The organism is Labedella gwakjiensis (assembly GCF_003014675.1).
Taxonomy (GTDB): domain Bacteria; phylum Actinomycetota; class Actinomycetes; order Actinomycetales; family Microbacteriaceae; genus Labedella; species Labedella gwakjiensis.
The window spans coordinates 2,289,056-2,311,929 of record NZ_PYAU01000001.1 but is presented as its reverse complement, the minus strand read 5'-3'; the positions used below and the strand labels follow the sequence as shown (position 1 = coordinate 2,311,929).

At 69.3% G+C, this 22,874-nt stretch carries 25 protein-coding genes; 14 read left to right on the top strand and 11 right to left on the bottom strand.

Annotated elements, in window-relative coordinates; translation table 11 throughout:
• Positions 1-114: 114 nt before the first annotated feature.
• Together CLV49_RS10960 and purL are read left to right on the top strand one after the other, a co-directional pair.
• Complete coding sequence (locus CLV49_RS10960) at positions 115-396, top strand: iron-sulfur cluster assembly accessory protein (protein ID WP_106563576.1); 282 nt, start codon at positions 115-117, stop codon at positions 394-396.
• A 247-nt stretch (positions 397-643) separates the two neighbouring features.
• Positions 644-2,950 (top strand): phosphoribosylformylglycinamidine synthase subunit PurL, encoded by a 2,307-nt coding sequence (gene purL, locus CLV49_RS10955; protein WP_106563575.1) that lies wholly within the window; start codon positions 644-646, stop codon positions 2,948-2,950.
• 10 nt (positions 2,951-2,960) lie between these two features.
• Here purL and CLV49_RS10950 read toward each other — a convergent pair whose 3' ends face one another.
• Positions 2,961-3,887: a helix-turn-helix transcriptional regulator gene (locus CLV49_RS10950; protein ID WP_106563574.1), complete on the bottom strand. Its 927-nt coding sequence runs from the start codon at positions 3,885-3,887 to the stop codon at positions 2,961-2,963.
• A 132-nt stretch (positions 3,888-4,019) separates the two neighbouring features.
• On the opposite strand from CLV49_RS10950, the gene CLV49_RS10945 reads away from it, so the two are divergent.
• Complete coding sequence (locus CLV49_RS10945) at positions 4,020-4,874, top strand: SDR family NAD(P)-dependent oxidoreductase (RefSeq protein ID WP_106563573.1); 855 nt, start codon at positions 4,020-4,022, stop codon at positions 4,872-4,874.
• 34 nt (positions 4,875-4,908) lie between these two features.
• On the opposite strand, the gene CLV49_RS10940 is transcribed toward CLV49_RS10945, so the two are convergent.
• The gene (locus CLV49_RS10940; protein WP_106563572.1) at positions 4,909-5,247 is read right to left on the bottom strand and encodes a nuclear transport factor 2 family protein; all 339 of its coding nucleotides are present in this window, start codon (positions 5,245-5,247) and stop codon (positions 4,909-4,911) included.
• A 47-nt stretch (positions 5,248-5,294) separates the two neighbouring features.
• A complete protein-coding gene (locus tag CLV49_RS10935; RefSeq protein ID WP_127054323.1) occupies positions 5,295-6,116 on the bottom strand; it encodes a MerR family transcriptional regulator in 822 nt (273 codons plus the stop codon).
• Positions 6,117-6,229: 113 nt separating this feature from the next.
• Here CLV49_RS10935 and CLV49_RS10930 point away from each other — a divergent pair, with 113 nt between their 5' ends.
• Entirely contained in the window at positions 6,230-7,714 is a 1,485-nt protein-coding gene (locus tag CLV49_RS10930) for a sugar porter family MFS transporter (protein ID WP_106563570.1), read from the top strand.
• 24 nt (positions 7,715-7,738) lie between these two features.
• On the opposite strand, the gene CLV49_RS10925 is transcribed toward CLV49_RS10930, so the two are convergent.
• From CLV49_RS10925 to CLV49_RS10915, 3 genes are all read right to left on the bottom strand, one after another.
• Positions 7,739-8,041: a DUF2510 domain-containing protein gene (locus tag CLV49_RS10925; protein ID WP_208019792.1), complete on the bottom strand. Its 303-nt coding sequence runs from the start codon at positions 8,039-8,041 to the stop codon at positions 7,739-7,741.
• 79 nt (positions 8,042-8,120) lie between these two features.
• The gene (locus CLV49_RS10920) at positions 8,121-9,440 is read right to left on the bottom strand and encodes an LLM class flavin-dependent oxidoreductase (RefSeq protein WP_106563569.1); all 1,320 of its coding nucleotides are present in this window, start codon (positions 9,438-9,440) and stop codon (positions 8,121-8,123) included.
• The gene (locus CLV49_RS10915) at positions 9,437-10,801 is read right to left on the bottom strand and encodes an O-acetylhomoserine aminocarboxypropyltransferase/cysteine synthase family protein (protein ID WP_106563568.1); all 1,365 of its coding nucleotides are present in this window, start codon (positions 10,799-10,801) and stop codon (positions 9,437-9,439) included. The genes CLV49_RS10920 and CLV49_RS10915 overlap by 4 nt, the downstream gene beginning before the upstream one ends.
• A gap of 150 nt (positions 10,802-10,951) precedes the next feature.
• On the opposite strand from CLV49_RS10915, the gene CLV49_RS10910 reads away from it, so the two are divergent.
• The 7 genes from CLV49_RS10910 (at position 10,952) to CLV49_RS10880 (ending at position 16,904) form a co-directional block, all read left to right on the top strand.
• Positions 10,952-11,677 (top strand): AAA family ATPase, encoded by a 726-nt coding sequence (locus CLV49_RS10910; protein ID WP_106563567.1) that lies wholly within the window; start codon positions 10,952-10,954, stop codon positions 11,675-11,677.
• A gap of 36 nt (positions 11,678-11,713) precedes the next feature.
• Positions 11,714-12,592 (top strand): serine hydrolase domain-containing protein, encoded by an 879-nt coding sequence (locus CLV49_RS10905; RefSeq protein ID WP_106563566.1) that lies wholly within the window; start codon positions 11,714-11,716, stop codon positions 12,590-12,592.
• A gap of 82 nt (positions 12,593-12,674) precedes the next feature.
• Entirely contained in the window at positions 12,675-14,540 is a 1,866-nt protein-coding gene (locus CLV49_RS10900) for a glycoside hydrolase family 15 protein (RefSeq protein WP_106563565.1), read from the top strand.
• Between the two features lie 89 nt (positions 14,541-14,629).
• Positions 14,630-14,941, top strand: a complete 312-nt coding sequence (locus CLV49_RS10895; protein WP_106563564.1) for a hypothetical protein — start codon at positions 14,630-14,632, stop codon at positions 14,939-14,941.
• A 30-nt stretch (positions 14,942-14,971) separates the two neighbouring features.
• Positions 14,972-15,322: a hypothetical protein gene (locus tag CLV49_RS10890; protein WP_106563563.1), complete on the top strand. Its 351-nt coding sequence runs from the start codon at positions 14,972-14,974 to the stop codon at positions 15,320-15,322.
• Positions 15,323-15,377: 55 nt separating this feature from the next.
• Complete coding sequence (locus CLV49_RS10885; RefSeq protein ID WP_158261956.1) at positions 15,378-16,241, top strand: aminoglycoside phosphotransferase family protein; 864 nt, start codon at positions 15,378-15,380, stop codon at positions 16,239-16,241.
• Between the two features lie 24 nt (positions 16,242-16,265).
• Positions 16,266-16,904 carry a Pr6Pr family membrane protein gene (locus CLV49_RS10880; protein WP_106563561.1) on the top strand — a complete coding sequence of 213 codons (639 nt, stop codon included), beginning with the start codon at positions 16,266-16,268 and terminating at the stop codon, positions 16,902-16,904.
• Here the strand turns inward: CLV49_RS10880 and CLV49_RS10875 are convergent.
• Together CLV49_RS10875 and CLV49_RS10870 are read right to left on the bottom strand one after the other, a co-directional pair.
• Complete coding sequence (locus CLV49_RS10875) at positions 16,885-17,415, bottom strand: GNAT family N-acetyltransferase (protein ID WP_106563560.1); 531 nt, start codon at positions 17,413-17,415, stop codon at positions 16,885-16,887. The genes CLV49_RS10880 and CLV49_RS10875 overlap by 20 nt on opposite strands.
• Before the next feature lie 14 nt (positions 17,416-17,429).
• Entirely contained in the window at positions 17,430-18,053 is a 624-nt protein-coding gene (locus CLV49_RS10870; protein ID WP_106563559.1) for a DUF1349 domain-containing protein, read from the bottom strand.
• 333 nt (positions 18,054-18,386) lie between these two features.
• Here CLV49_RS10870 and CLV49_RS10865 point away from each other — a divergent pair, with 333 nt between their 5' ends.
• The gene (locus CLV49_RS10865) at positions 18,387-18,932 is read left to right on the top strand and encodes a Dps family protein (protein ID WP_106563558.1); all 546 of its coding nucleotides are present in this window, start codon (positions 18,387-18,389) and stop codon (positions 18,930-18,932) included.
• Between the two features lie 132 nt (positions 18,933-19,064).
• Positions 19,065-20,258 carry an NAD(P)/FAD-dependent oxidoreductase gene (locus CLV49_RS10860; RefSeq protein ID WP_106563557.1) on the top strand — a complete coding sequence of 398 codons (1,194 nt, stop codon included), beginning with the start codon at positions 19,065-19,067 and terminating at the stop codon, positions 20,256-20,258.
• Between the two features lie 7 nt (positions 20,259-20,265).
• On the opposite strand, the gene CLV49_RS10855 is transcribed toward CLV49_RS10860, so the two are convergent.
• A complete protein-coding gene (locus tag CLV49_RS10855; RefSeq protein ID WP_106563556.1) occupies positions 20,266-20,469 on the bottom strand; it encodes a hypervirulence associated TUDOR domain-containing protein in 204 nt (67 codons plus the stop codon).
• A gap of 63 nt (positions 20,470-20,532) precedes the next feature.
• On the opposite strand from CLV49_RS10855, the gene CLV49_RS10850 reads away from it, so the two are divergent.
• Positions 20,533-21,414, top strand: coding sequence for an SDR family oxidoreductase (locus tag CLV49_RS10850; RefSeq protein ID WP_106563555.1), 882 nt, complete (start codon positions 20,533-20,535; stop codon positions 21,412-21,414).
• Between the two features lie 79 nt (positions 21,415-21,493).
• Here CLV49_RS10850 and CLV49_RS10845 read toward each other — a convergent pair whose 3' ends face one another.
• Positions 21,494-22,360, bottom strand: a complete 867-nt coding sequence (locus CLV49_RS10845; protein ID WP_106565033.1) for an AraC family transcriptional regulator — start codon at positions 22,358-22,360, stop codon at positions 21,494-21,496.
• Between the two features lie 94 nt (positions 22,361-22,454).
• Complete coding sequence (locus tag CLV49_RS10840; RefSeq protein WP_106563554.1) at positions 22,455-22,868, bottom strand: VOC family protein; 414 nt, start codon at positions 22,866-22,868, stop codon at positions 22,455-22,457.
• Between the last annotated feature and the right edge of the window lie 6 nt (positions 22,869-22,874).

Below are 22,874 nucleotides of genomic sequence, written 5' to 3'. Positions count from 1 at the left end.
TGTGCGCCCCCTGGACGTTCCCGCAGAGACCCTGCTCTCAGGTTGACGGACCCCCCGACCGGGGGGAATCGTAGAAGACGAACGAGATCGCACAACGACACGTCAGGAGACGACATGCTCACCATGACCGAGACCGCCAGCACCCTCGTCCGCACCATCACCAACCAGTCCGTCGGCACGACGGAAGGTGGCCTGCGTATCAGCCAGGCAGACAGCACCACCGACTTCGCGGTCGATGTGGTCCCCGCTCCGGAGGCCGCCGACCAGATCATCGAACGAGAGGGAGCACGTGTCTTCCTCGAAGAGCAGGCCGCGACGGCACTCTCCGACCGCATCCTCGATGCGCAGCTCGACGAGAACAACGCCGTGCGCTTCTCCCTCGGACTCCCGGCCTGACGTCACACCTCAGTCGGAGAGACGAAGCCCCTGCTACTGGTAACCCCGGCAGCAGGGGCTTCGTCCGTTAACGACGAGCACCGGCAAGACACCGAAGCCACACACATGGTCGCCTGGTAACCCCGGCAGCAGGGGCTTCGTCCGTTAACGAGCGCTCCGGCGCGGGTAGGATCGAGTCGACACGTCGTCACCGCACCGCCATCCCCTTCCACGCGATGTCCGCCCGTATCGAGGAGCCCCAAGCGCCGTGAGCACCCCCGCGTCCCCCACCGCCGTCGCCGACACCGTCGAGAACGCGAAAGCCACGCCGGAGAAGGAGCAGCCCTACGCGGCCCTCGGCCTCAAGCCCGACGAGTACGCCCGCATCGGTGAGATCCTCGGACGTCGCCCCACCTCGGGCGAGCTCGCCATGTACTCGGTCATGTGGAGTGAGCACTGCTCCTACAAGTCCAGCAAGATCTACCTCCGCCAGTTCGGCCAGAAGGTCACGCCGGAGATGACGAAGAACCTCATGGTGGGCATGGGCGAGAACGCCGGCGTCGTCGACATCGGCGAGGGCTGGGCCGTCACCTTCAAGGTGGAGAGCCACAACCACCCCTCCTACATCGAGCCGTTCCAGGGAGCCGCGACCGGCGTAGGCGGCATCGTTCGCGACATCATCTCGATGGGCGCCCGCCCCGTGGCCGTCATGGACCAGCTGCGCTTCGGCAAGATCGACGACCCCGACACAGCGCGCGTCGTGCACGGAGTGACGTCGGGCATCTCCTTCTACGGGAACTGCCTGGGGCTCCCGAACATCGGCGGCGAGACCTACTTCGACCCGGTGTACCAGGGCAACCCGCTCGTCAACGCGCTCTCCGTCGGCGTTCTCCGCCACGAGGACCTGCACCTCGCGAACGCCACCGGTGCCGGCAACAAGGTCGTGCTCTTCGGCGCACGCACCGGCGCTGATGGCATCGGCGGTGCGTCGATCCTCGCCTCCGACTCGTTCGACAGCACGGGGCCGACGAAGCGTCCGGCCGTGCAGGTCGGCGACCCCTTCGCCGAGAAGGTGCTCATCGAGTGCTGCCTCGAGCTGTACCGCGACGACCTCGTGCAGGGCATCCAGGACCTCGGCGCAGCCGGGATTTCGTGCGCCACGAGCGAGCTCGCCTCGAACGGCGACGGCGGCATGCACGTGGAGCTCTCGCACGTGCTGCTGCGCGACCCCTCGCTCACGCCGGAGGAGATCCTCATGTCGGAGTCGCAGGAGCGCATGATGGCGGTCGTCGAGCCCGACAAGCTCGACGCGTTCCTCGCCGTCACTGCGAAGTGGGACGTGGAGACGAGCGTGCTCGGCGAGGTCACCGACACCGGCCGCCTCGTGATCGACTGGCACGGCGAGGAGATCGTGAACGTCGACCCGCGCACGGTCGCCGTCGACGGCCCCGTCTACGAGCGCCCCGTCGCGTACCCCACGTGGATCGACGCGCTCAACGCCGACACGACCGCAGGTCTCGCCCGCCCGGACGGCACCGACGAGGTCCTGTCGCAGTTCCTCGCTCTCGTCGCGTCGCCGAACCTCGCGTCGAAGAACTGGATCACCGACCAGTACGACTACTACGTGCTCGGCAACACGGCGCTCAGCTTCCCCGACGACGGCGGCATGATCCGCGTCGACGAGGAGTCCGGTCTCGGCTTCGCGATCGCCACCGACGCGAACGGCCGCTACTGCCAGCTCGACCCGAGCCAGGGCGCGAAGCTCGCCCTGGCCGAGGCGTACCGCAACGTGGCCGTCTCTGGCGCGGTTCCCGCCGCCGTCACCGACTGCCTCAACTTCGGAAGCCCGGAGAACCCCGAGGTGATGTGGCAGTTCTCGCAGGCCGTCGAGGGACTCTCGGACGCCTGTCTCGAGCTCGGCATCCCCGTGACGGGCGGCAACGTGTCGTTCTACAACCAGACGGGTGACACCCCCATCTTCCCGACCCCCGTCGTCGGCGTGCTCGGCGTGATCGACGACGTCGCACGCCGCGTCCCGTCCGGATGGCAGGACGAGGGCCACAACATCTACCTCCTCGGCACCACGGCGGAGGAGCTCGACGGATCCGCGTGGGCCGCCACGGTGCACGGCCACCTCGGCGGTCGCCCGCCGGCCGTCGACCTCGCGGCGGAGAAGCAGCTCGCCGGCCTCCTGCACGCCGCCTCGCAGCAGTCGCTCCTCGCCTCAGCCCACGACCTCTCGGACGGCGGGCTCGCGCAGGCCGTGGCCGAGAGCGTCATGCGCTTCGGCGTGGGTGCCCGCGTGTGGCTCGGCGAGATCATGCAGCGCGACGGCGTGGACCTCACGACCGCGCTGTTCTCGGAGTCCACGGGTCGCGTCATCGTCTCCGTCCCGCGTGAGGACGACGTGCGCTTCCAGGCGCTGTGCGACGTGCGTGGCTACCCGGTGCTCCGCATCGGCGTGACCGACGGGACGGCGCTCGAGGTCCAGGACGTCTTCACGATCGAGGCGAGTGACCTGCGCGCCCGCTCCGAGGCGACGCTCCCCGCTCATTTCGGCGGCGCCGCGGTCTGAGCGCTCCGCGCTAGCGGTCCCGCGTCGCCGGGCCGAGCGGAATGGACGCCGTCCCCTCCTGGGCAGACGGCGTCCGACGCGCGCGGCCCGACGCGGAGAGCGCCCAGCTCGCCAGCAGGTCGAGGGCGTCGCGGTGCGCCGTTCCCACCTCCGCCGTGTAGAGGAAGAGCGTCTGCTCCGCGTCGCCCGGCAGCGTGAGCGATTCGTAGTGCAGGGTGAGCTCCCCCACCACCGGATGGCGGAAGCGCTTGTCGCCGTAGGTCCGCTCGAAAACCCGGTGCTCGCGCCACCAGGCGGCGAACTCCGGACTCGCGATGGTGAGCTGGCCGATCAGGGCCTCCGTGGCCGGGTCGTGCGGATCGCGTCCGACGTCGAGGCGCAGGTTCTCGACAACGGCCCGCGCCTGCAGGTCCCAGTCGACCAGGAGTTCCCTGGCGTCGTCGGCGAGGAACATCCATCGGGCGTAGTTGCGGTCCTTCGCGGGCATCGCGTCGAAGTCGGCGAGGAGGGCGCGGCCGAGGGCGTTCGTTGCGAGCACGTCGGTGCGACGTCCGAGGAGGAGCGCGGGCACGCCGTCGAGGGAGTCGAGCAGCTGCAGGAGGCCGTGGCGCGGACGTTGCACGGACGTCGGACGTCGTGAGCGTCGGACGCTCCGTTCCGCGCCGATGAGGTCCCGGAGGTGCTTCCGCCCGGCCTCGTCGAGATCGAGCGCGCGAGCGATCGCGTCGACGATCGACGGCGACGGGCTGATCGGACGACCCTGCTCCAGGCGCGTGTAGTAGTCGGCAGATACCTGGGCGAGCATCGCCACCTCCTCCCGCCGCAGCCCGGGTACACGGCGCACGCGGCCGTCGGCCGGCAGGCCGGTGCGACCCGGGTCGACCTGACTGCGAGCCCGACGGAGGAAGTCGGCGAGTTCCTGATTCCGCTCGATCATCCCGCCATTCTCGCGCGGCGGCGCCCCCTGCCGCCTGGGTCTCTCCGTCCTAGGCGGACGAGGGCTGGATATGACCCTGACCGGCTGGCCGCTCGGCCGCAGGCTGGATTCACCGACGAAAGGATCCAGACCATGACATACCCCACCGACCGTCCAGCCACCTGGTTCGTCACGGGCACCTCCCGTGGACTCGGGCGCAGTCTCGTGATCGAGCTCCTCACCCGTGGACACCGTGTCGCCGCGACGACCCGGTCTACCGACCGGCTGCTCCGGGCACTCGACGGTGTCGACACCACCAACCTGCTCCCGCTCGAGGTGCAGCTCACCGACGAGGCGGCGGTCTCGCGTGCCATCGATGACACCGTCGAGCGCTTTGGCGGCATCGATGTCGTCGTCAACAACGCGGGGTACGGCTACCTCGCGGCGGTCGAGGAGACGACCGACGCCGACGTGCGCGCGATGTTCGATGTGCAGGTGAACGGGACGTGGAACGTGCTCCGAGCCGTTCTCCCCACGATGCGTGCCGCACGTTCCGGCCACGTGATCAACGTCTCGTCCATCCTCGGACTGCTCTCCTTCCCCGGGTGGGGGCTCTATTGCGCAGCCAAGTACGCCGTCGAGGGACTCACGGAGTCTCTCGCGGCCGAGGTCGCCGACCACGGCATCGCCGCCACCATCGTGGAGCCCGGCTACTTCGACACCGACTTCCTCACGAGCGAGTCGCTCGCCCTCCCGTCCACCACGACGGATGCGTACCCGGGTATCCGGGACATGGTCGAGGCGCACCTCGCGATGCCCGGCACCCAGCCCGGCGACCCGCGCAGGGCTGCGGCGGCGATCATCGCCATCGCCGAGAAGGGCGACGGTCCGCTTCGCCAGCAGCTCGGTTCCGACTCGTCGCAGCTCGCGTCGTCGAAGGTCGAGGCACTCGCGGCCGACATCGAGGCGGGGCATGAGCTGGCCGTGTCCACCGACTACAGCAGCTAGGCGAGCCGGGCCGGCGCTCTGCAGCCGCTGAGGATCAGACGCTGATGGTGAGCGCCCCGATGAGTCCGTCGGCGTCGAGCTCGAACCGGTAGTTCAGGGTCACGCGACCGCCGGGGAAGTCGCCCTCGAGGAGCATCGAGAGGCGCGCGACGCCGTCGGACTCCTCGGCCGTCAGCAACGTGGACGTGTAGGTGTACTCGCTCGCAGATCCGGCGAGCCACGCGCGGATCGCATCGCGACCGGTACGGACATCGTCGTTGTCACGCACGACGGCGTCGACGGTGAAGAGCTCGGCCGCCGGGGTCTTGTCGTCGGCCGAGGCGAGGTGGAGGTAGGAGGAGACGGACGGGGACAGGTGTGTTGTGGTTGTCATGACCCCACGCTCCCCCTTCCCCTTGGGGCAAGGTCAAGCGGAGCGGCTCAGCGGGCGACGCGGAAGATCGGCCACCCGATCTCGGTGACGAGCTCCGGTGATTCGCCGGTCGACTCCTCTACGTACGACTCCCTGATCGGGCCATCCACCCCGAGTTCGTGCTCGGCGACATAGGCACCGAGCGCCCCGTACGTCCCGTCGATGCCGTCATCCGTGCCGCGGTGCACGGCGACCGCGAGGTCGACGGCCGGAAGCACCTCTGCCGTGGCCCGACCGGGGAGCGCGCCGAACCCCTCGATCGAGGTCACGGGGAGGAACAGAGCGGCCTTCCCCCGTTCATCGAGGAACAGCGCGGTCGACCACAGCCCGCCGAGCGGACCGGACGGGCGCACGCCCCGCTTGGAGAGAAGCCCACGCAGCTCCGCCCGCGCATCGTCGTACCAGGGACCGAGGTCGGCGAGGTCGATGGTCTCGCGGATGACGACGGCCGGTGTCGCCGGCACGCTGCGGTGGAGGATACCCGGCCGGAGCGGCGCCTCGGCGACGAGACCCTTCAGCATGGCGACAGCCGACCGCGTCTTCTCGAGCTGCGACTCGAGCCGCGCCAGGTGCTCGGAGACGCGGTCCGTCCGCGTCGCCAGGTCGGGGGCGTCGAGGACCTCGCGGACGGTGCCGACGGGGATGTCGAGCGAGCGGAGCCGTCGGACCACCTGGGCGTCGGCGATCTGCTCCGGTGCGTACAGACGGTATCCGCTGTCGGGATCGATCGATGCCGGGACGAGGATGCCCTCGCGGTGGTAGAAGCGAAGAGCCTTGGCCGTGAGTCTCGTCGCGCGAGAGAAATCGCCGATCGTCATCCGGGCTGTCACGTGCCCATTCTCGTCGATGGCGCGCTGACCACGACCCAACCGGCGGCGTACTCCTCCGCAACTCGCCTGTCCACCCTCGCGACCTTCGGCGAACGCGGTACTAGCGTGTTCGAGTGACTGAGCAGAGCAAGGCCCCAGACGACACCCGCTACACCGTCAAGACGCCATACGGTCGACGAGCGGTCGCGCTCTCGATCGCCGCTGCGGTAGGTGGATTCCTGTTCGGCTTCGACTCGTCCGTCATCAACGGCGCCGTCGATGCGATCGACGCGAACTTCGAGCTCGGCGCCGCGCTCACCGGCTTCATCGTCGCGGTCGCGCTCCTCGGCTGTGCGCTCGGCGCCGTCGTGGCCGGAAACCTCTCCGACCGCTGGGGTCGCCTGCGGGTCATGATGATCGGTGCCGTGATGTTCTTCGCGAGCTCCGTCGGTTCCGCCCTCACCTTCAGCCCGTGGGACCTCGTGGTCTGGCGCATCATCGGTGGAATCGGCATCGGTATCGCGTCCGTCGTCGCCCCCGCGTACATCGCGGAGATCGCGCCTCGCCAGATCCGCGGAAGCCTCGCCTCGCTCCAGCAGCTCGCGATCACCCTCGGTATCTTCGCGGCCCTGCTCAGCGACGCGGTGCTCGCCAACGTCGCGGGCGGCGCGTCCGCCCAGTTCGCACTCGGCCTCGAGGCGTGGCGCTGGATGTTCCTCGTCGGCGTCGTGCCGGCCGCCGTCTACGGCATCCTCGCGTTCACGATGCCCGAGTCGCCGCGCTATCTGCTCACACGTGGTCGGAAGGAGGAGGCGCAGAAGATCTTCGCCCGACTGGTGCCGAAGGACGACCTCGACCGCGCGGTGCGCGACATCCAGACCGCGATCGACGAGGACAAGAAGAACGCCAACGCCTCGCTGCGCGGCAAGGCGTTCGGCCTCCACCCCATCGTCTGGGTGGGCATCATCCTCTCCGTATTCCAGCAGTTCGTCGGCATCAACGTGATCTTCTACTACTCCACGAGCCTCTGGAAGGCCGTGGGCTTCAGCGAGTCCGACTCGCTGCTCGTGAGCGTGATCACGTCCGTGACGAACGTGCTCGTGACGATCGTCGCGATCGTGCTGGTCGACCGCGTGGGACGGAAGCCGATCCTCCTCAGCGGTTCGCTCCTCATGACGCTGTCGCTCGGGGCCATGGCCCTGTCGTTCTCCTTCGCCCAGGGATCCGGCGACGACGTGTCGCTGCCCGGCGTGTGGGGCCCCGTCGCCCTCGTGGCCGCCAACCTCTTCGTCGTCGGCTTCGGCGCGTCGTGGGGTCCGCTCGTCTGGGTGCTGCTCGGCGAGATCTTCCCGTCGCGCATCCGCGCGAAGGCCCTCGGTGTGGCGGCCGGCGCGCAGTGGATCGCGAACTTCCTCGTGACGGTGACGTTCCCGCCGCTCTCCGAGTTCTCTCTCACGTTCACCTACGGCATGTACGCAGCCCTCGCGCTCCTGTCGTTCCTCTACGTGTGGAAGAAGATCCCGGAGACGAACGGCATGGAGCTCGAGCAGGCGGAGACGCTCTTCGCCGACTCCGACAAGGCGAAAGCCAAGGCGAAGGCGGACAAGGCGCGCGCCTGAGGCGCTCACGCGTTCAGTCGCGATTCACCCGTCGCACTGCTGCGTCTCACCGCAGTAGACACCCTGCCAGGTCTCGAAGAAGTCGCTCCCCAGCGGAACGATGGCAGTGACGATGGTGAAGAGCAGAACGGCGCCGGCGAGCACGAGAAGCGCGAACGCGATGCCGCCGATCCACCACGCCGCAGCGTAGCTGTTCCCGTTGGGCCGCGGGGCAGTGTGCACGACGGGCCGCGCCTGCTGGGTATGCTCCGTCCATCGCCCGCCGTCCCACCATCGGACCAGTCCGTCGGACGACGGGTCGGGATACCAGTTCGGGGGTGCGCTCATGGGGTTCATTATCGCGCCCGTCTTCGCGCGCACCGCGGCACGCATCGACACGTCGACCATCCGCGAGACGGGCGAGGTCCTAGAAGTCGTTGAGGTTGGCGCGGATGCCGCCGTCGCCGAACTCGCGCCGGAGCAGGCCACGTCGGCGCAGGATGGGCGCGAGCTCCCCGAGCATGCGGTGCACCGTCACAGGGTGGAGGTCGCCGGAGAAGATGAAGCCGTCGTTGTCGGCCTCCGCACCGAGCTCCTCGATGAAGTCGGCGATCTCCTCCGCCGTGCCGACGAAGCCCGCGCGGTCGGTGATGCGGCCGAGCCGCGCCTTCCGCTCGAGGAGCTGCCGCAGGGTCACGTCCGCGAAGCTCGTCGCATCCCCGCGGAGCCCCGCGATCGTGCCGCGCGAGACGTGGTCGCCGAAGATCGATTCGTCGATCGGGGCGTCGAGGTCGAGGCCGGTGAGGTCGGTCTCGAGGTCGCTCGACAGCCCCGCAGCGATCACGAGGAGGTCGGCGTCGCTCGGGTGCTGCGAGGCCTCCACGATCCGGTCGGCCTCATCCGGGCTCGCCGCGATGATCGGCTTGAACACGAGCAGGATTTTGATGTCGCTCGGTGCACGACCGGCCGCGATCGTGGCCTCGTGCACACGCGCCCGGTAGTCGCGCACACCCTGCACGGACAGCGGCGCGAGCGCGAGCTGCACGTCGGAGTGGGTGCCGGCGAAGGCGAAGCCGCGCGGTGAACCACCCGGTGACACGATCGCGGGAGCGCCCTCGGTGAACGGCAGCGCGTTGAGCGGCCCGTCGAATGAGAAGTACTCGCCGCGGTGCTGCACGGCCTCGAGCTTCGACGCGTCGGCGTAGTAGCCGGTCGCGCGGTCAGCGACGAGGGCGCCATCGCCCCAGCTGTCCCACAACCGGCGCACGCCCGTGGTCCACTCGTCGGCGCGCGCGTAGGCGGCGTCGTGGCCGAGCGACTCGACGCCGAAGTGCCGTGCGCTGCCCGTGTCGGTCACCACGTTGATGCCCAACCGGTGCCCGCTCAGGTGGTGAAGCGTGGCGAACTGGCGCGCCGCGAGGTAGGGCGGATAGGCGCCGGCGTTCACGGTGGGCGCGATCCCGATGTGCGACGTCGCCGCGAAGAGGAACGGCGCGAGCATGAGGGGATCGTGCTTCGGTCCGCCGTAGGCCCCGCGGATGCGCAGATCGATCGTCTCCGGATTGCCGAGCGAGAGCGCGTCCTCGGCGATCAGCAGATCCAGCCCCGCCTGTTCGAGTGTGCGGATGGACTGCTGGTAGAGGTAGGGCCGCTCCCAGCGGTAATCCCAGTCGAGGTACGGGTGGCCCCAGCCGTGCGGCCCGAAGCCGCGGGAGAGGAACCAGCCGAAGTGCTGCAGCCGGCTCATCCGAGCACCGCCGCCGCGTCCGTGCGCGTGGGGGCGGACAGCGCGCCCTCCGTCTCGGCTCCGGACCGCAGAACGCGGAACGCTCCGTCGAGGTCGTCGATGAGGTCTTCCACGTCCTCGATGCCGACGGAGAGGCGGATGAGTCCCGGCCAGATGCCCGCGTGCCGCTGCTCCTCCTCGGTGCGCTGCACGTGGCTCGTGGAGGCGGGGTGGAGGATGAGCGAGCGCACGTCGCCGAGGTGCGTCATGCGCGTGAACACGTCGACGGAGTCGATGAACGTGCGGGCCACGTCGGCGCCACCCGCGAGCGTGAAGGCGAACACCGAGCCGAAGCCGCGTGGCAGGTAGCGCGCCGCCACCTCGTGGTACGCGTTCGATTCGAGCCCCGCGTAGTCGACGGAGAGCACCTCGGGCTGCTCCTCGAGCCACCGCGCCACGGCGAGCGCGTTGGCCGCGTGCCGTTCCATGCGCAGGGAGAGCGTCTCGATGCCCTGCTGGATGAGGAAGGCGCTGAACGGCGAGGGCGTGGGCCCGAAGCGGAGGGCGACCGAGTCGCGCGCGTAGGCGGCGAGCGCGAGGGTACCGTGGCGGTCGGTGAGGGAGCGGCCGTCGCGACCGGCCGTCGTGAGGTGCGGGAAGAGGTCGGGCCGCACGGTCCAGTCGAAGCGGTCGCCGAACACGATCACGCCGCCGAGGACCGTGCCGTGGCCGGCGAGGAACTTGCTCGCCGAGTGCACGACGATGTCGGCGCCGTGCTCGAGCGGGCGGAGGAGGTAAGGGGTCGCGAGGGTGTTGTCGATCACAAGCGGCACGCCGACCGCGTGCGCGGTGTCCGCGACAGCGGCGATGTCGAGCACGTCGTTCTTCGGGTTGGGGATCGACTCGGCGAAGAACGCGCGCGTCGTCGGACGCACGAGGGCCTGCCACGCGTCAGGGTCGTTCGCGTCGTCGACGAAGTCGGCCTCGATGCCGAGTCGCGACAGGTTGTCGAGGAGCAGCCCGCGCGTTCCCTCGTAGATGCTCGACGCGGCGAGCAAGTGGTCGCCCGCACCGAGGAGCCCGATGAGCGTCGCGGTGACGGCGGCCTGCCCGCTCGCGAGCAGGAGCGCGTCCGCTCCGCCTTCGAGCACGGCCAGCCGGCGCTCGACGGCGGACGCTGTGGGGTTTCCGACGCGCGTGTAGGAGTAGCCGCCCACCTCGCCGAAGCGGTCGGCGGCCTGGTCGAAGTCGTCGAACACGAAGCCGGCGGTCGCGAGGATGGGGAGCGCGCGCGGATTGACGCCGCCGCTCGTCGGCTCGTCCGCGCCCGCGTGCACCTGCTGCGTGGAGAAGCCGCGCGGCCTCGTGTTCTGGTCGGGCATCGTGTGCTCCTCTCGGCAGGGGGTCGACTCGCGTCGGGGTCGAATGTTGACGATCAGGCTCGCACGAGCACCACCGGAACGGCTCGGATGCGACTTTTTGTGACGAGCCGGCTCCAGCGCATGATCTGCAGGCTGAGAGAGACTCGACGCATGGCATGGCGCGAGGCTCCCGTGATCCGTGTGGATCGCCGCGACGACGCAGAGGTCGACGAGCGGCAGTGGCCGGCGACGATCCCGGCCGTCCGGCAGGTGCTCGACGAGGGCTTCGAGCTCTCCCCCGGTGTCACGTTCCTCGTGGGCGAGAACGGCTCGGGCAAGTCGACGATCCTCGAGGGGATCGCGCTCGCGTACGGGATGTCGCCCGAGGGAGGCTCGACGGGCGCACACCACTCCACGCGGACCTCGGAGTCGCCGCTGTCCGACTGGCTCCGGCTGAGACGGGGGCTGGGCGCAAACCGGTGGGGCTTCTTCCTGCGGGCGGAGACGATGCACTCCTTCTACACGTATCTCGAAGAGAATTCGTCGTGGGGTCCCGAGCCGGCGTTCCACGAGATGAGTCACGGCGAATCGTTCCTCGCGATCCTGGAGAGCCGCTTCGACGGGCCGGCCTTCTTCTGCCTCGACGAGCCCGAGGCGGCCCTGTCGTTCTCGTCCGTCCTCACGCTCATCGCGACCCTGCAGCGGGTGGTCGCCGAGGGCGGGCAGGTGCTGTGCGCCACCCACTCCCCCGTGCTCGCGTCGCTTCCCGGCGCCCGCATCCTCGAGACCGGGCCGTGGGGCATCCGCCCGAGCACGTGGGAGGACCTCGACGTGGTGCAGCACTGGCGGCGCTTCCTCGACGAACCCGGGCGGTACCTCCGTCACCTCGCAGACTGAGCATTTGCTCGCCTGAGCACCGGGCAGACTGGACGGGTGACCCGAGCCGAGACCGTCCGTGACCGCATCGTCGAGCAGGTCGCCGAGCAGGGTTTCGGCGCGCACGGCCTGCACGTTCTCACCGGGGACGAGGAGGCCGGCCACCGCTGGACAGAGGACGTGCGCGAGGACATCCATTCCGCTGCGAAGGGGATCTGCGTGCTCGCCGCGGGTCTCGCCGCCGACGAGGGACTGATCACGCTCGATACGACGGTCGGGTCCGTCTTGCCCGACGCGACGTTCGGCGAGGGCACGGCGGAGGTCACCCTGCGGCAGCTCCTCAGCATGTCGAGCGGCGTGGACCTGCCCTGGTCTCCGACCCTACTGACGGACTGGCCCGACCTGGCGCTCGAGTTCCTGAGCCGGCCGTCACGCGGCCGCATCTTCCAGTACTCCAACGCGAGCACGTACACCGCGATGCGCGTGCTCGAGGCGCGGGTCGGCGACGTCGGCGCGTACCTCGAGCGAAAGCTCTTCGCGCCGCTCGGCATCGCCGACACCCGCTGGGACCGCTGCCCCCTGGGTTTCATCGCCGCAGGCGAGGGGCTCGCACTGCGCACGGAGGAGCTGTCACGCATTGGCCGCCTCATCCGCGATCGCGGCCGGTGGAACGGGGTACAGCTCGTGTCACCGGAGTGGATCGACGCGATGCACTCCGATTGGGTGATCTCCGGCGTGAACCCCGGCTATTCGCGTTACGCGCTCGCCGGTTGGGACGGCCCCGGCGCGGCCTGGCGACTCCACGGCGCCTACGGCCAGCTGCTCATCTTTGCGGAAGACGCGGTGGTGACGATCACCGCGAACGACCACGCGGGGGCCGACCGGATCGCGGCGACCGTGGTCGCGACCCTGACCGGCTCCGATCCCGACCGCTGAGGCTCGAGTACGCACCCTGTGGCGCTCGGTCCCGCACCGCAAGGACCCCCTCCGCCCGCGGCGGTCTGCCTAGGGTGAGGACATGAAGGCCGTCCCTCCCGCCCCGTCCGACGACTACGCACCCCTCCGCGACTACGCCGTGATCGGCGACGGCAAGACGGCCGCGCTCATCCGGCCGGACGGTCGCGTGGACTGGCTGGCCGTGCCCGCACTCGACGGCGTCCCCGTGTTCGCCGCGCTCCTCGACGAGGTGGGCGGCGGACGGATCGAGCTGCGGCCGGAGGGCGAGTTCCGGTCGTCGCGTCGCTACGTGAACGGCACGAACGTTCTGCAAACCACATTCACCACGGACACCGGATCGGTGCGCGTCACCGATGCGCTCGTCACGGGCGTCGCCGGACCGCTCCCCTGGACGGAGCTCGCTCGCCGCATCGAAGGCGTCAAGGGGACCGTGGCGATGCGCTGGGTGGTGCGGCCCGGGACGGCCCTCGGCACCGTCTCCCCGTGGGTCGAGTACCTGCCGACGATCGGGGAGGACCCGGAGCGGCCGACCGACCCCGGACCCGACGAGTGCGCGATCCTCCACGTCGACTCGGTCTCCATCGCGGTGACGGGCTGCGACCACGGCCCCGGAGAGACCGAGCGCCCGAGCGACGGTCGCGAGGTGGGCGAGGACGGCGACGGCATGCCGCAGGGCTCCTTCACGACGAGCGAGGGTTCGACCCACGCGCTCGTGATCGCCGCGACGCATGATGAGCCCCTGCACGTGCCCGACCCGAAGGAGGCCGTGCAGCGGGTGCAGCGCACGGTGGACGAGTGGCGCCAGTGGTCGAAGGTGTTCACGTACGACGGGCCGTGGGCGGACGCCGTACAGCGCAGCGCCCTCGCCCTCAAGCTCCTCATCCACAGCCAGACGGGATCGATCGCGGCCGCCGCCACGACGTCGCTGCCCGAGAGCCGCACGGGCGGGAAGAACTGGGACTACCGCTTCGCGTGGATCCGCGACCTGGCGTACACGACCCACGCGCTCGTGCGTTTCGGGCTGCGCGAGGAGACCCACGCGGCGCTCTCGTGGATGCTCCGCACGGTGAAGGCCGACGGGACGCCGCTGCGTGTGTTCTTCGACCTGCACGGCAACCCGCCAGGAGACCCCGTGGAGCACGACGTGCCCGGCTGGGGCGGCATCGGTCCGGTCGTGACGGGCAACCCCGCGGGCGAGCAGCTGCAGCTCGGCGTCTACGGCGACCTCCTCGACATCGCCCGCCTCCACGTGGACGCCGGCAACGTGCTCGACGTGCCGACGCGACGTCTGCTCGCCGCGACGGCCGACACGACGTGCGACCTGTGGCGCCGCCCCGACTCGGGCATGTGGGAGCTCCCCGATCTGCGCCGCCACACGTCGAGCATGATGGGGTGCTGGCAGGCGCTCGACGCCGCCGTGCACCTGGCCGAGGTCGCCGGGCTCACCGGCAGCGTCGACCGCTGGCGCACCGAGCGCGACCGCATCCATACGTGGGTGTGGGAGAACTGCTGGTCGGAGGAGAAGCAGGCGTGGACGATGTTCGCGGGCGGCGACGAGCTCGACACGTCCGTTCTGCTGCACGCACCGAGCGGCTTCGACCGCGGCGAGCGCATGGCGTCCACGATCGACGCGATCATCGCGGAGCTCGGCACCGACGGCCCGCCGTACCGCTACTCGGGCGTGGAGAGCGAGGAGTTCCCCTTCGTGGCGTGCGGCTTCTGGCTCGCGTCCGCTCTCGCCTGCACGGGCCGCACCGACGACGCCCGCGACCTCATGGACCGCATGATCGCCCTGTCCAACGACGTGGGCCTCTACTCCGAGATGCTCGACCCGGTGACGGGCGAGTTCTGGGGCAACCTGCCCCAGGGCCTCAGCCACCTCGCCCTGATCAACGCGGCCATCACGATCGAGGAGCTCACGCGATAGGCGCCGACACTGCGAACGCGCCGCTCGACGCGTTCCGCCGTCGGACGGGCGCCGTTGGTTCCGTCGACGGTCCGACGTAGATTGAACGAATGAGAGCCTCTCGCATCCGGGTCTTCCCCGAGTGGGGCACGTCGTGGCCCCTCTGGTCGGATCAGATCGAGGGCGCCGACCCGTCGGACCTGAACCTCTCTCCCGACTTGGAGGACGATCTCCGCACCTGGGTGAAGGTGTGGGCCGACAACTTCGACATGGACGCATCATCGCCGTCCGACTATTGGCCCTCCGCATCCCTCGGACGCGGGTGGATCGCCGACGGGTCCGGTCTCGTCAGCCGGCTGCGCGCAGAACTCCCGGATGTCGCCTTCGAGGCCGTCTTCTTCGAAAGCGGGCCCGATGCCTAAGCCTCCTCAGCGGACTCCGGAGCGTTGACGGTGCGCACGTTCATCACGATCATCGTCGGCGCGATCGGCGTCGTCCTCGGAGCCCTCGGCGCGGCCTTCCTCAGCCTTGCCGGGCTCGATCTCCAGCGGGCGGGGTTCGAGCGCGGGCTGGCCTGGGAAGCCGGCGAAAGCGAATACGTCGTCGTTATCGGCTGTGTCCTTCTTCTCGCGTGGCTCGTCTCCCTCGTGAGCGTCGTCGTACTGTCACACGTGAAGCCACCACGACGTGGCCTGCGCGTCGTGGGCAGAACGACGGTGTGCCTCAGCATCGTGATCGTGGTGGGACTCACCCTGGTGGCGGTCGCCGTGCTCCCCCGGCAGTACGACTACATGCTCTACTGACTGAGGAGAGGATCCCGTCATCAGTCGCCCCTTCCTTCCCGACGCCTTCGCCGACGTGATCATCGCGCGGGAGGATTCGCGCGGAGCATCGTGGATCGCAGAGCTGCCGACCACCGTCGACGAGCTCGTTCGCCGGTGGGATCTGCGTGTCGACGGCGACGCGCTGAGCGGGCGGGTCGGGCTGATTCTTCCCGTGCGGTACCGCGGCACCCCGGCAGTGCTCAAGGTACCGTTCCCGGAGAATCGAGAACGGTCGGAGGGATGGGCCCTCCGCACCCTGTCCGACCGCGCGTGTGTGCGCCTCTTTGCGGAGGACACTGAGCGACATGCTCTGCTCCTCGAGCGAGCCGGTCCGGCGGGTCCCACCGCCACGTTGACTGCGGACGAGTGGATCGACGTGGCGGCGAGTATTGCGAGCGACCTTGCGATTCCGGCACCCGCCGATGCTCCGTCGCTCGCCGACACCGCAGGCGGTTGGGAACAGCAGCTCGATCAGCAGGTCTCGAACGCTCACGGGCTGCTGAGCGACGGCATCGTCTCGCGGGCACGGGAGACGATCCGGGCGGTCGGACGGGATGACGGGACCACCCTGATCCACGGCGACCTGCACGAAGGGAACGTGCTCGCCGCCAGACGGCGCCCATGGCTCGCGATCGACCCGACGGCCGTGCGGGGACCCGTGGCATGGGACGCGTTCACCGTCTGCCTCACACGCGTCTCCGATCTCTCCGCCGTCCCGGATCCGGGCGAGGTGCTTCGCACCCGGCTGCGGCGGTTCTGTCGGCTCACCGCATCCGATCCCGAGTACGCGATCGAGGTCGCGCACGCTCGAGCCGTGAGCTCACTGCTCCACGAGTCGGCCGGTGGAGGAGCGGTCTTCGGCCGAGCCTTCCTCGAACGTCTCGTACGGACGCTCTGAAATCCGACCGGTACTGTCGCGGGTATGGCTTCCGCGGACGAGACACCGATCGCCGGCCGGCCCGTCGCCGTCGCACGGCTCGTGCTCGGGGTCGTGATCCTCGGTGTTCTGGGGTTCGCGTACGTCGAGGGCGGCGATCGGAACCCGTTCGACTTCTTCGGCTACTTCACGAATCTGACGAGCCTCCTGATCGCTGTCGTCCTCGTTCTCACCGGGATCCTCGGCGTGCGGCGCAGGCCGGCGCCCGCCTTGCTCACCGCATGCCGCGCCGTTGCGACCGCGTGTTTGATCATCGTCGCGGTGGTCTACAACGTGCTCGTCCCCGGCACCGGGTCCGCCCCGCCGTGGGTCAGCGTGACGCTCCACGCCGTCGTCCCCGTTCTGGTGCTGCTCGACTGGGTCCTGATCGGCGACCGGAGGCCGCTCCGGTGGTCGGGCCTCTGGCTGGTCCTCCCCTACCCGGCCGTCTGGATCACGGTCGTCCTCATCCGCGGAGCGACGGACGGATGGGTCCCGTACGGATTCCTCCTCCCGGAGCACGGCGTGCCGTCACTGATTGTGCACGTCGCCGGGCTGCTCGCCGCGCTGACTCTCGCCGGCACGCTCGTCTGGTGGGCGAGCCGCTACCGTGGACGCTTCCTCGTCAGCTCTCGCGAACAGTGACGATCATCCGGCCGTGCTCGACGTCGGTACCCGGACGACCACTGTCGCGGAAGCCGAGCTTCTCGAGAGCACGGAGCGACGCGACGTTCCAGTCCCACACCGTCGCCCACAAGCGACGGTGGCCGGCGTCGGCGGCCCACTCGATCACCGCCCGACCAGCCTCCGTCGCGTAGCCGCGGTTGTGCACGGCCCGGAGCAGCTCGAAGACGAGCTCGGGCTCGTCACCCTCACCCTTCCCCGTGAAGACGAGGCCGCAGTACCCGATGACGTCGCCCTCGTCCTTCCGCTCCACGGTCAGGAGGCCGGGACCGGGCTGGTCTCGGTGGTCGCGGATGGTCGCCGCGATGTCCTCGACGGACGGGCGCCCCTGCGGATCGATCCGGCGGTGCGGCGGCACGCGCGGGTCCCGCTCCGTCCAGAGCCGGCGCCAGACGGCGGCGTCACCCACCTCCTGCCGACGCAGTAGAAGGCGCGGCGTCTCAAGAACCGTCGACTCCGATTCCGGTGACATTCGAGACTCTCCCGTCAGGACCCGTCGCGGAGGTCCGCGAGGGCGACCGAGCGGAAGGTGACATCCGAGAACGTCACATCGCAGCCCTCGCCCGTGGGGCTCTGCACCTCGAGTCCCACGCGCACGTCGCTCGACACCGGGCCGAAGGAGAAGGCGCGGACGAAGTTCCAGCGCTCGCCATCGACCGAGGCGTGGAACGCCCACACCCCGGACTGGCGTGCGACCCGCAGCCACACCTCACGGCCGTCGACGTCGAAGCCGTTCGCGTCGTCCGACAGTCCGCGTGTCACAACGGACACGACCATGGGCGTGCGGTCGGGCGAGAACTCGAAGCACAGCTTCGCCCAGTGCGTCTCGTCGGCCCAGAGGAACAGCGTTCCCGCATCGAACGTGTCTCGGAAGTCCACTCCGACGCGGGCGGAGAACGTGAAATCCCCCGTCGGCGGGTCGCCGAGAACGGCCACCGCGTTCATGAGCGACTCGGCGGCCACGCCACCCTCGCCGCTCGGGTCGATGAAGAAGTCACTGTGCGGTTTCGCGGTCACCGTCACCGAGGCACCGTCGTGCTGCCACGACCAGTCCTCGTTGGGGATGAGCGGAAAGGGGACTTCGACGAGCTGCACGGCGTTGTGGTTCATGACTCCATTATTCAGGAGCCGTGAACCTAGCCGGGGGCGGCGCGATCCGGGTCGGCGCCGCCGTCCGAACCCGCCAGCCTGAGACCTTCCTGAACGTCGAGTCGACGCCGACTCGGACGCCGCCCCGGAATCATACCCTCATCAGGCATTCACCAGATCAGCGTTTATCTCGTCGTCCGCTGGATCACACTGCGCAACCCCGTGCGGTCACTCCTCGACCAGAGAAGACTGATGTCAGACGCCGCGAGAAGACACCGTGAGCGTCACCGGTTTCCAGACCACCATCCATCAACGACGACGCCGCGCAACGAGCGGCAAGAAGGAGAAGAAGAGATGACGGACACTCTCGACCGCACCGCCACCGCCCCGGCCGACTCGGGCGCCAAGAAGACCCGCCGCCAGAACGCCGAGAAGGGCTTCGTCGCGACGAAGGAGCTCACCGACAGCATGCAGGCCGTGCTCGTCGACCTCATCGAGCTGCACCTCCAGGGCAAGCAGGCGCACTGGAACATCGTCGGCAAGAACTTCCGCGACCTGCACCTGCAGCTCGACGAGATCATCGACGCCGCGCGCGAATTCAGCGACGAGGTCGCCGAGCGACTCCGCGCCCTCCACGCGGTGCCGGACGGCCGCAGCGACACGGTCTCGGCCACGACGACTCTCCCCGAGTTCCCGCACGGCGAGATCGACACCACCGAGGCCGTCGACCTCGTGGTGCAGCGGATCGAGGCCACGGTCGGCACGATGCGCGAGGTGCACGACACCGTCGACGAGGCCGACCCGACGAGCGCCGACATCCTGCACGGGATCATCGAGAAGCTCGAGCAGTACGCCTGGATGGTGGGCGCGGAGAACCGCACCGCCAAGCGCTCCAGCTAGGTCCGGACACACGACACCACCGACAGCGGCTCCACGCGCGAACGCGCGCGGGGGGCCGCTGTCGCGTCCGCGGCCACACGCCTCACCCTTTCCCATCCACCCTTCTTTCCACCCACCACGGAGGACCGGAACATGGACACCCCCCAGTACCTGATCATCGGCGGCGGCATGGTCGCCGACTCGGCGGCCCGCGGCATCCGCGAGGTCGACGAAGACGGATCGATCGTCATCCTCAGTGCCGACGTCGACGAGCCGTACACGCGTCCGGCGCTGTCGAAGAAGCTTTGGACCGACGACGAGTTCACCTGGGACAAGGTGCCTCTCGGCACGGCCGAGGCGACGGGCGCCGACATCCGGCTCGAGACCGAGGTCACGGCGATCGACCGCGAGGCCCGCACCGTCACGACGGCGGGCGGCGACACCATCTCGTACGAGAAGCTGCTGCTCGCCACGGGCGGCGCACCCCGCACCCTCGACGGCGAATCGGACGACCGTGTGATCGCGTTCCGCAGCGCAAGCGACTACCACGCGCTGCGGAAGCGCTCCGGCGCAGGTGTTCGCGCCGTCGTGGTGGGCGGCGGCTACATCGGCCAGGAACTCGCGGCGGCGCTCGTGCAGAACGAGACAGAGGTGACTCTCGTCACGCCCGACGAGACGCTCGGCGGCTCGGCGTTCCCCGCGGATCTCGCCCACCGGGTCGAAGACCGCTTCCGGGCCGCGGGCATCACGGTGCGTCCGGGCCGACGCGTGGAGTCCGTCTCGATCGACGACCACGCGGTCACGCTCCGCCTCGACGACGGCACCACTCTCGACGCGAACGTCGTCGTGACCGGACTCGGCGTGACCCCGGTCACGGGGATCGCGGAGGCAGCGGGACTCGCGGTGGACGACGGCATCGTCGTGGACGAGCGGCTCCGCACCGCCGACGAGAACATCTGGGCGGCCGGCGACGTCGCGTCATACCCCGACGCGATCCTCGGCCGGACCCGCGTGGAGCACGTCGACAACGCCGAGCAGATGGGTCGCGCCGCCGGCCGGTCGATCGCCGGTGCCGACGAGGCCTACACGCACACGCCGTCGTTCTACTCCGACGTCTTCGAGTTCTCGTGGGAGGCCGTCGGCACGCTCGACGCCTCGCTCGAGACGATCGAGGACTGGACCGAGGAGCTCGAGTCGGGCGTCGTCTACTACCTGGAGGAGGGACGCCCCGTGGGCGTGCTCCTCTGGCGGACCGACGGCGGGACCGACGAGGCTCGCGAGGTGCTCGCGAACCCGCCGGCCGACGCCGCCGACCTCATCGGACGGATCCGCCCGGGTGCCGCCTGAAGGGACGTCACTCGGCGGTGAGCGAGGACTCCTTGTGAGCCGCCTGCTTCCCGGAGCTCGACGACTCCACGATCCAGTACGGGTCGTCGTCCGTGGGCTTGAACGTCTGCCCGTCGAACTCGAACTCGCTCACGCGCTTGCGCACCGTCTTGCCGTGAGTCTTACCCTGCGATGTCTTCCACGACACCTTGTCACCTTGTGAGATAGCCATCCCCACAACCTATGCAGCAGCCGGAAACCTCCGGCACCCGTTGCACGAACGAAGGAGAACCCCATGTCCCATCTGACCGACCCCACAAAGGCCTTCCCCCAGCCGCCGTTCCCCGAGCAGAAGCAGCCCGTCCCCGGCGACTTCTACAAGATGGACCCGGCTCCCGACCACGGCGAGAAGACCTATGAGGGCCACGGCCGCCTCGCCGGTCGCCGCGCGCTCATCACGGGTGGCGACTCCGGCATCGGCCGCGCCGTGGCGATCGCGTTCGCCCGTGAGGGCGCTGACGTCGCTATCGGCTACCTCCCCGAGGAGCAGGAGAACGCCGAGGACACCGCGAAGCTCGTCGAGGAAGCCGGTCGGACCGTCGCCCTCCTCCCGGGCGACATCGCGAAGGAAGAGGTGTGCCAGCAGCTCGTCGCCGACACGGTCTCGAAGCTCGGCGGCATCGATCTGCTCGTCATGGTCGCGGGCATCATGCCAACGGTCGACAGCATCGACGACCTCGACACGGGTGTACTCGACCACGTCATGAAGACGAACGTCTACTCGCTCTTCTGGCTGACGAAGGCGGCGTCGCCGCACCTCGAGCCCGGCTCGGGCATCATCACGACCGGCTCGATTCAGAGCTTCCAGCCGTCGCCGTCGCTCGCGGAGTACGCCACGAGCAAGGCCGGCATCACCAATTGGACGCGCGCGATGGCCGGCCAGCTGGCCGAGCGCGGCATCCGTGTGAACGGTGTCGCACCGGGCCCGTTCTGGACACCGCTCCAGCCGTCGAGCGTCCCGATGGAGAAGCTCACGTCGTTCGGTGAGGACACGCCCTTCGGCCGTCCCGGCCAGCCGGCCGAGCTCGCCTCGACGTACGTGTACCTCGCGTCGAACGAGTCCAGCTACACGAGCGGCGAGACCATCGTCGTGAACGGCGGCACCACGGGTCACTGACCCGCAGCACCACCGACAGCGTCCCCGCACTCGATCCGTCGAGGGCGGGGACGCTGTCGTTCGGGTCGACCACCTCCGCTCAGGCGCGCTCGACCGGGAGCCACAGCTCACACGTGGCGGTGGTGAAGTCCTCGCTGCGGTCGAGGACCGCGACGATCGATGGACCCGGGCGAAGCCGCCACGGGTTGGACGGGAACCACTCCGTCGCTGTCGCCGCCCAGGCCGCCTGGAGGGTGCTCGGGTACTCGCCCTCGGTGCGGAAGACGGCCCAGGTCCCAGCCGGCACCTCGATCGAATCGAGGTCCTCGGGCGTCGGGGTCCCTGCGCTGATCGCGACGCCGTGCAGGTAGGTCAGCTCGCTCCCCTCCGCATAATCCGCGTCGACCGAGTCGCTGACCTGCAGCAGGCCCGCGGGCTCGATGTTGCTCAGCCCCTTCAGTCGGGCGTGTTCCTCCGGGGGCAGTGAGGCGATGTGCGCCTGGATGTGCGGATTCACGCCGTGATGGATGAGCGGCACGCGGGCCGCGTGCCCGACGAGGCGGAAAGCCGGCCCGTCCGTGATGCGTGTGTCCATGAAAGTGTTCCCTTCTACGGTCAGGCGGAACCTGATCTGCGGTTGTGTGCGAAGGGGCCCGCCATGACGGCGAACGTCGCCGTGACCGACACCGTGGACGGAGCGGAAGGCCCGACCGAAGGCCTCGGTCGATCCATAGCCGTACCGCGTCGCGATCGCCAGCAGACCGTCGTCACCGAGGACGTCCGCGGCGGCGAGCGTCATGCGGCGACGCCGGACGTATTCCGACAACGGCATCCCGGCGAGCGATGAGAACATCCGCCGGAGGTGGTATTCCGTCGTCCCGAGTTCGACCGCCACCCGGGCGATGTCGAGGTCCTCGGTCAGATGCTTCTCGATCCGCTCGATCAGGCTGTTCAGTTCAGCGATCATGATCACCCCTTCGCCGTCAACACTCGCGGAGAGTCGTGATGCGCACCCTACTATCGCGGACCGATCCGGTCGTTCTCCTCAGCGGGAGCCCGCATCACGCCACAAAGATGCAGAACGGGTGGCCCGCTGGGTCCGCATAGACGTAGAGCGGCTCATCGGGGTCGTCGGTGCGATCGAAGAGGAGCTCCGCACCGAGTTCGAGAGCTCTCGCGTGCTGGCGCGCGAGAGCCTCCGAATCGGGCACCGTGAGGTCGAGGTGCATCTGCATCGGGACCTCGGGCGACGGCCACGTCGTCCGCTTCAGCTCCGCCGCCAACTGGAATGCGAGTCTGCGATTGCCGTGCGCATCGGTCAGGACAAGCCAGTCGACATCATCGACGCCGCTCTCCGCCGTCGGTTCGTCCCCCGGTCGATACCGCAACCCGAGCAGCCGACGATAGAACTCCGCGAGGCCTCGCACATCGGGAGTGTCCAGGACGGTGTGGAGCAGGTGAGGAAAATCGCTCATGAACCG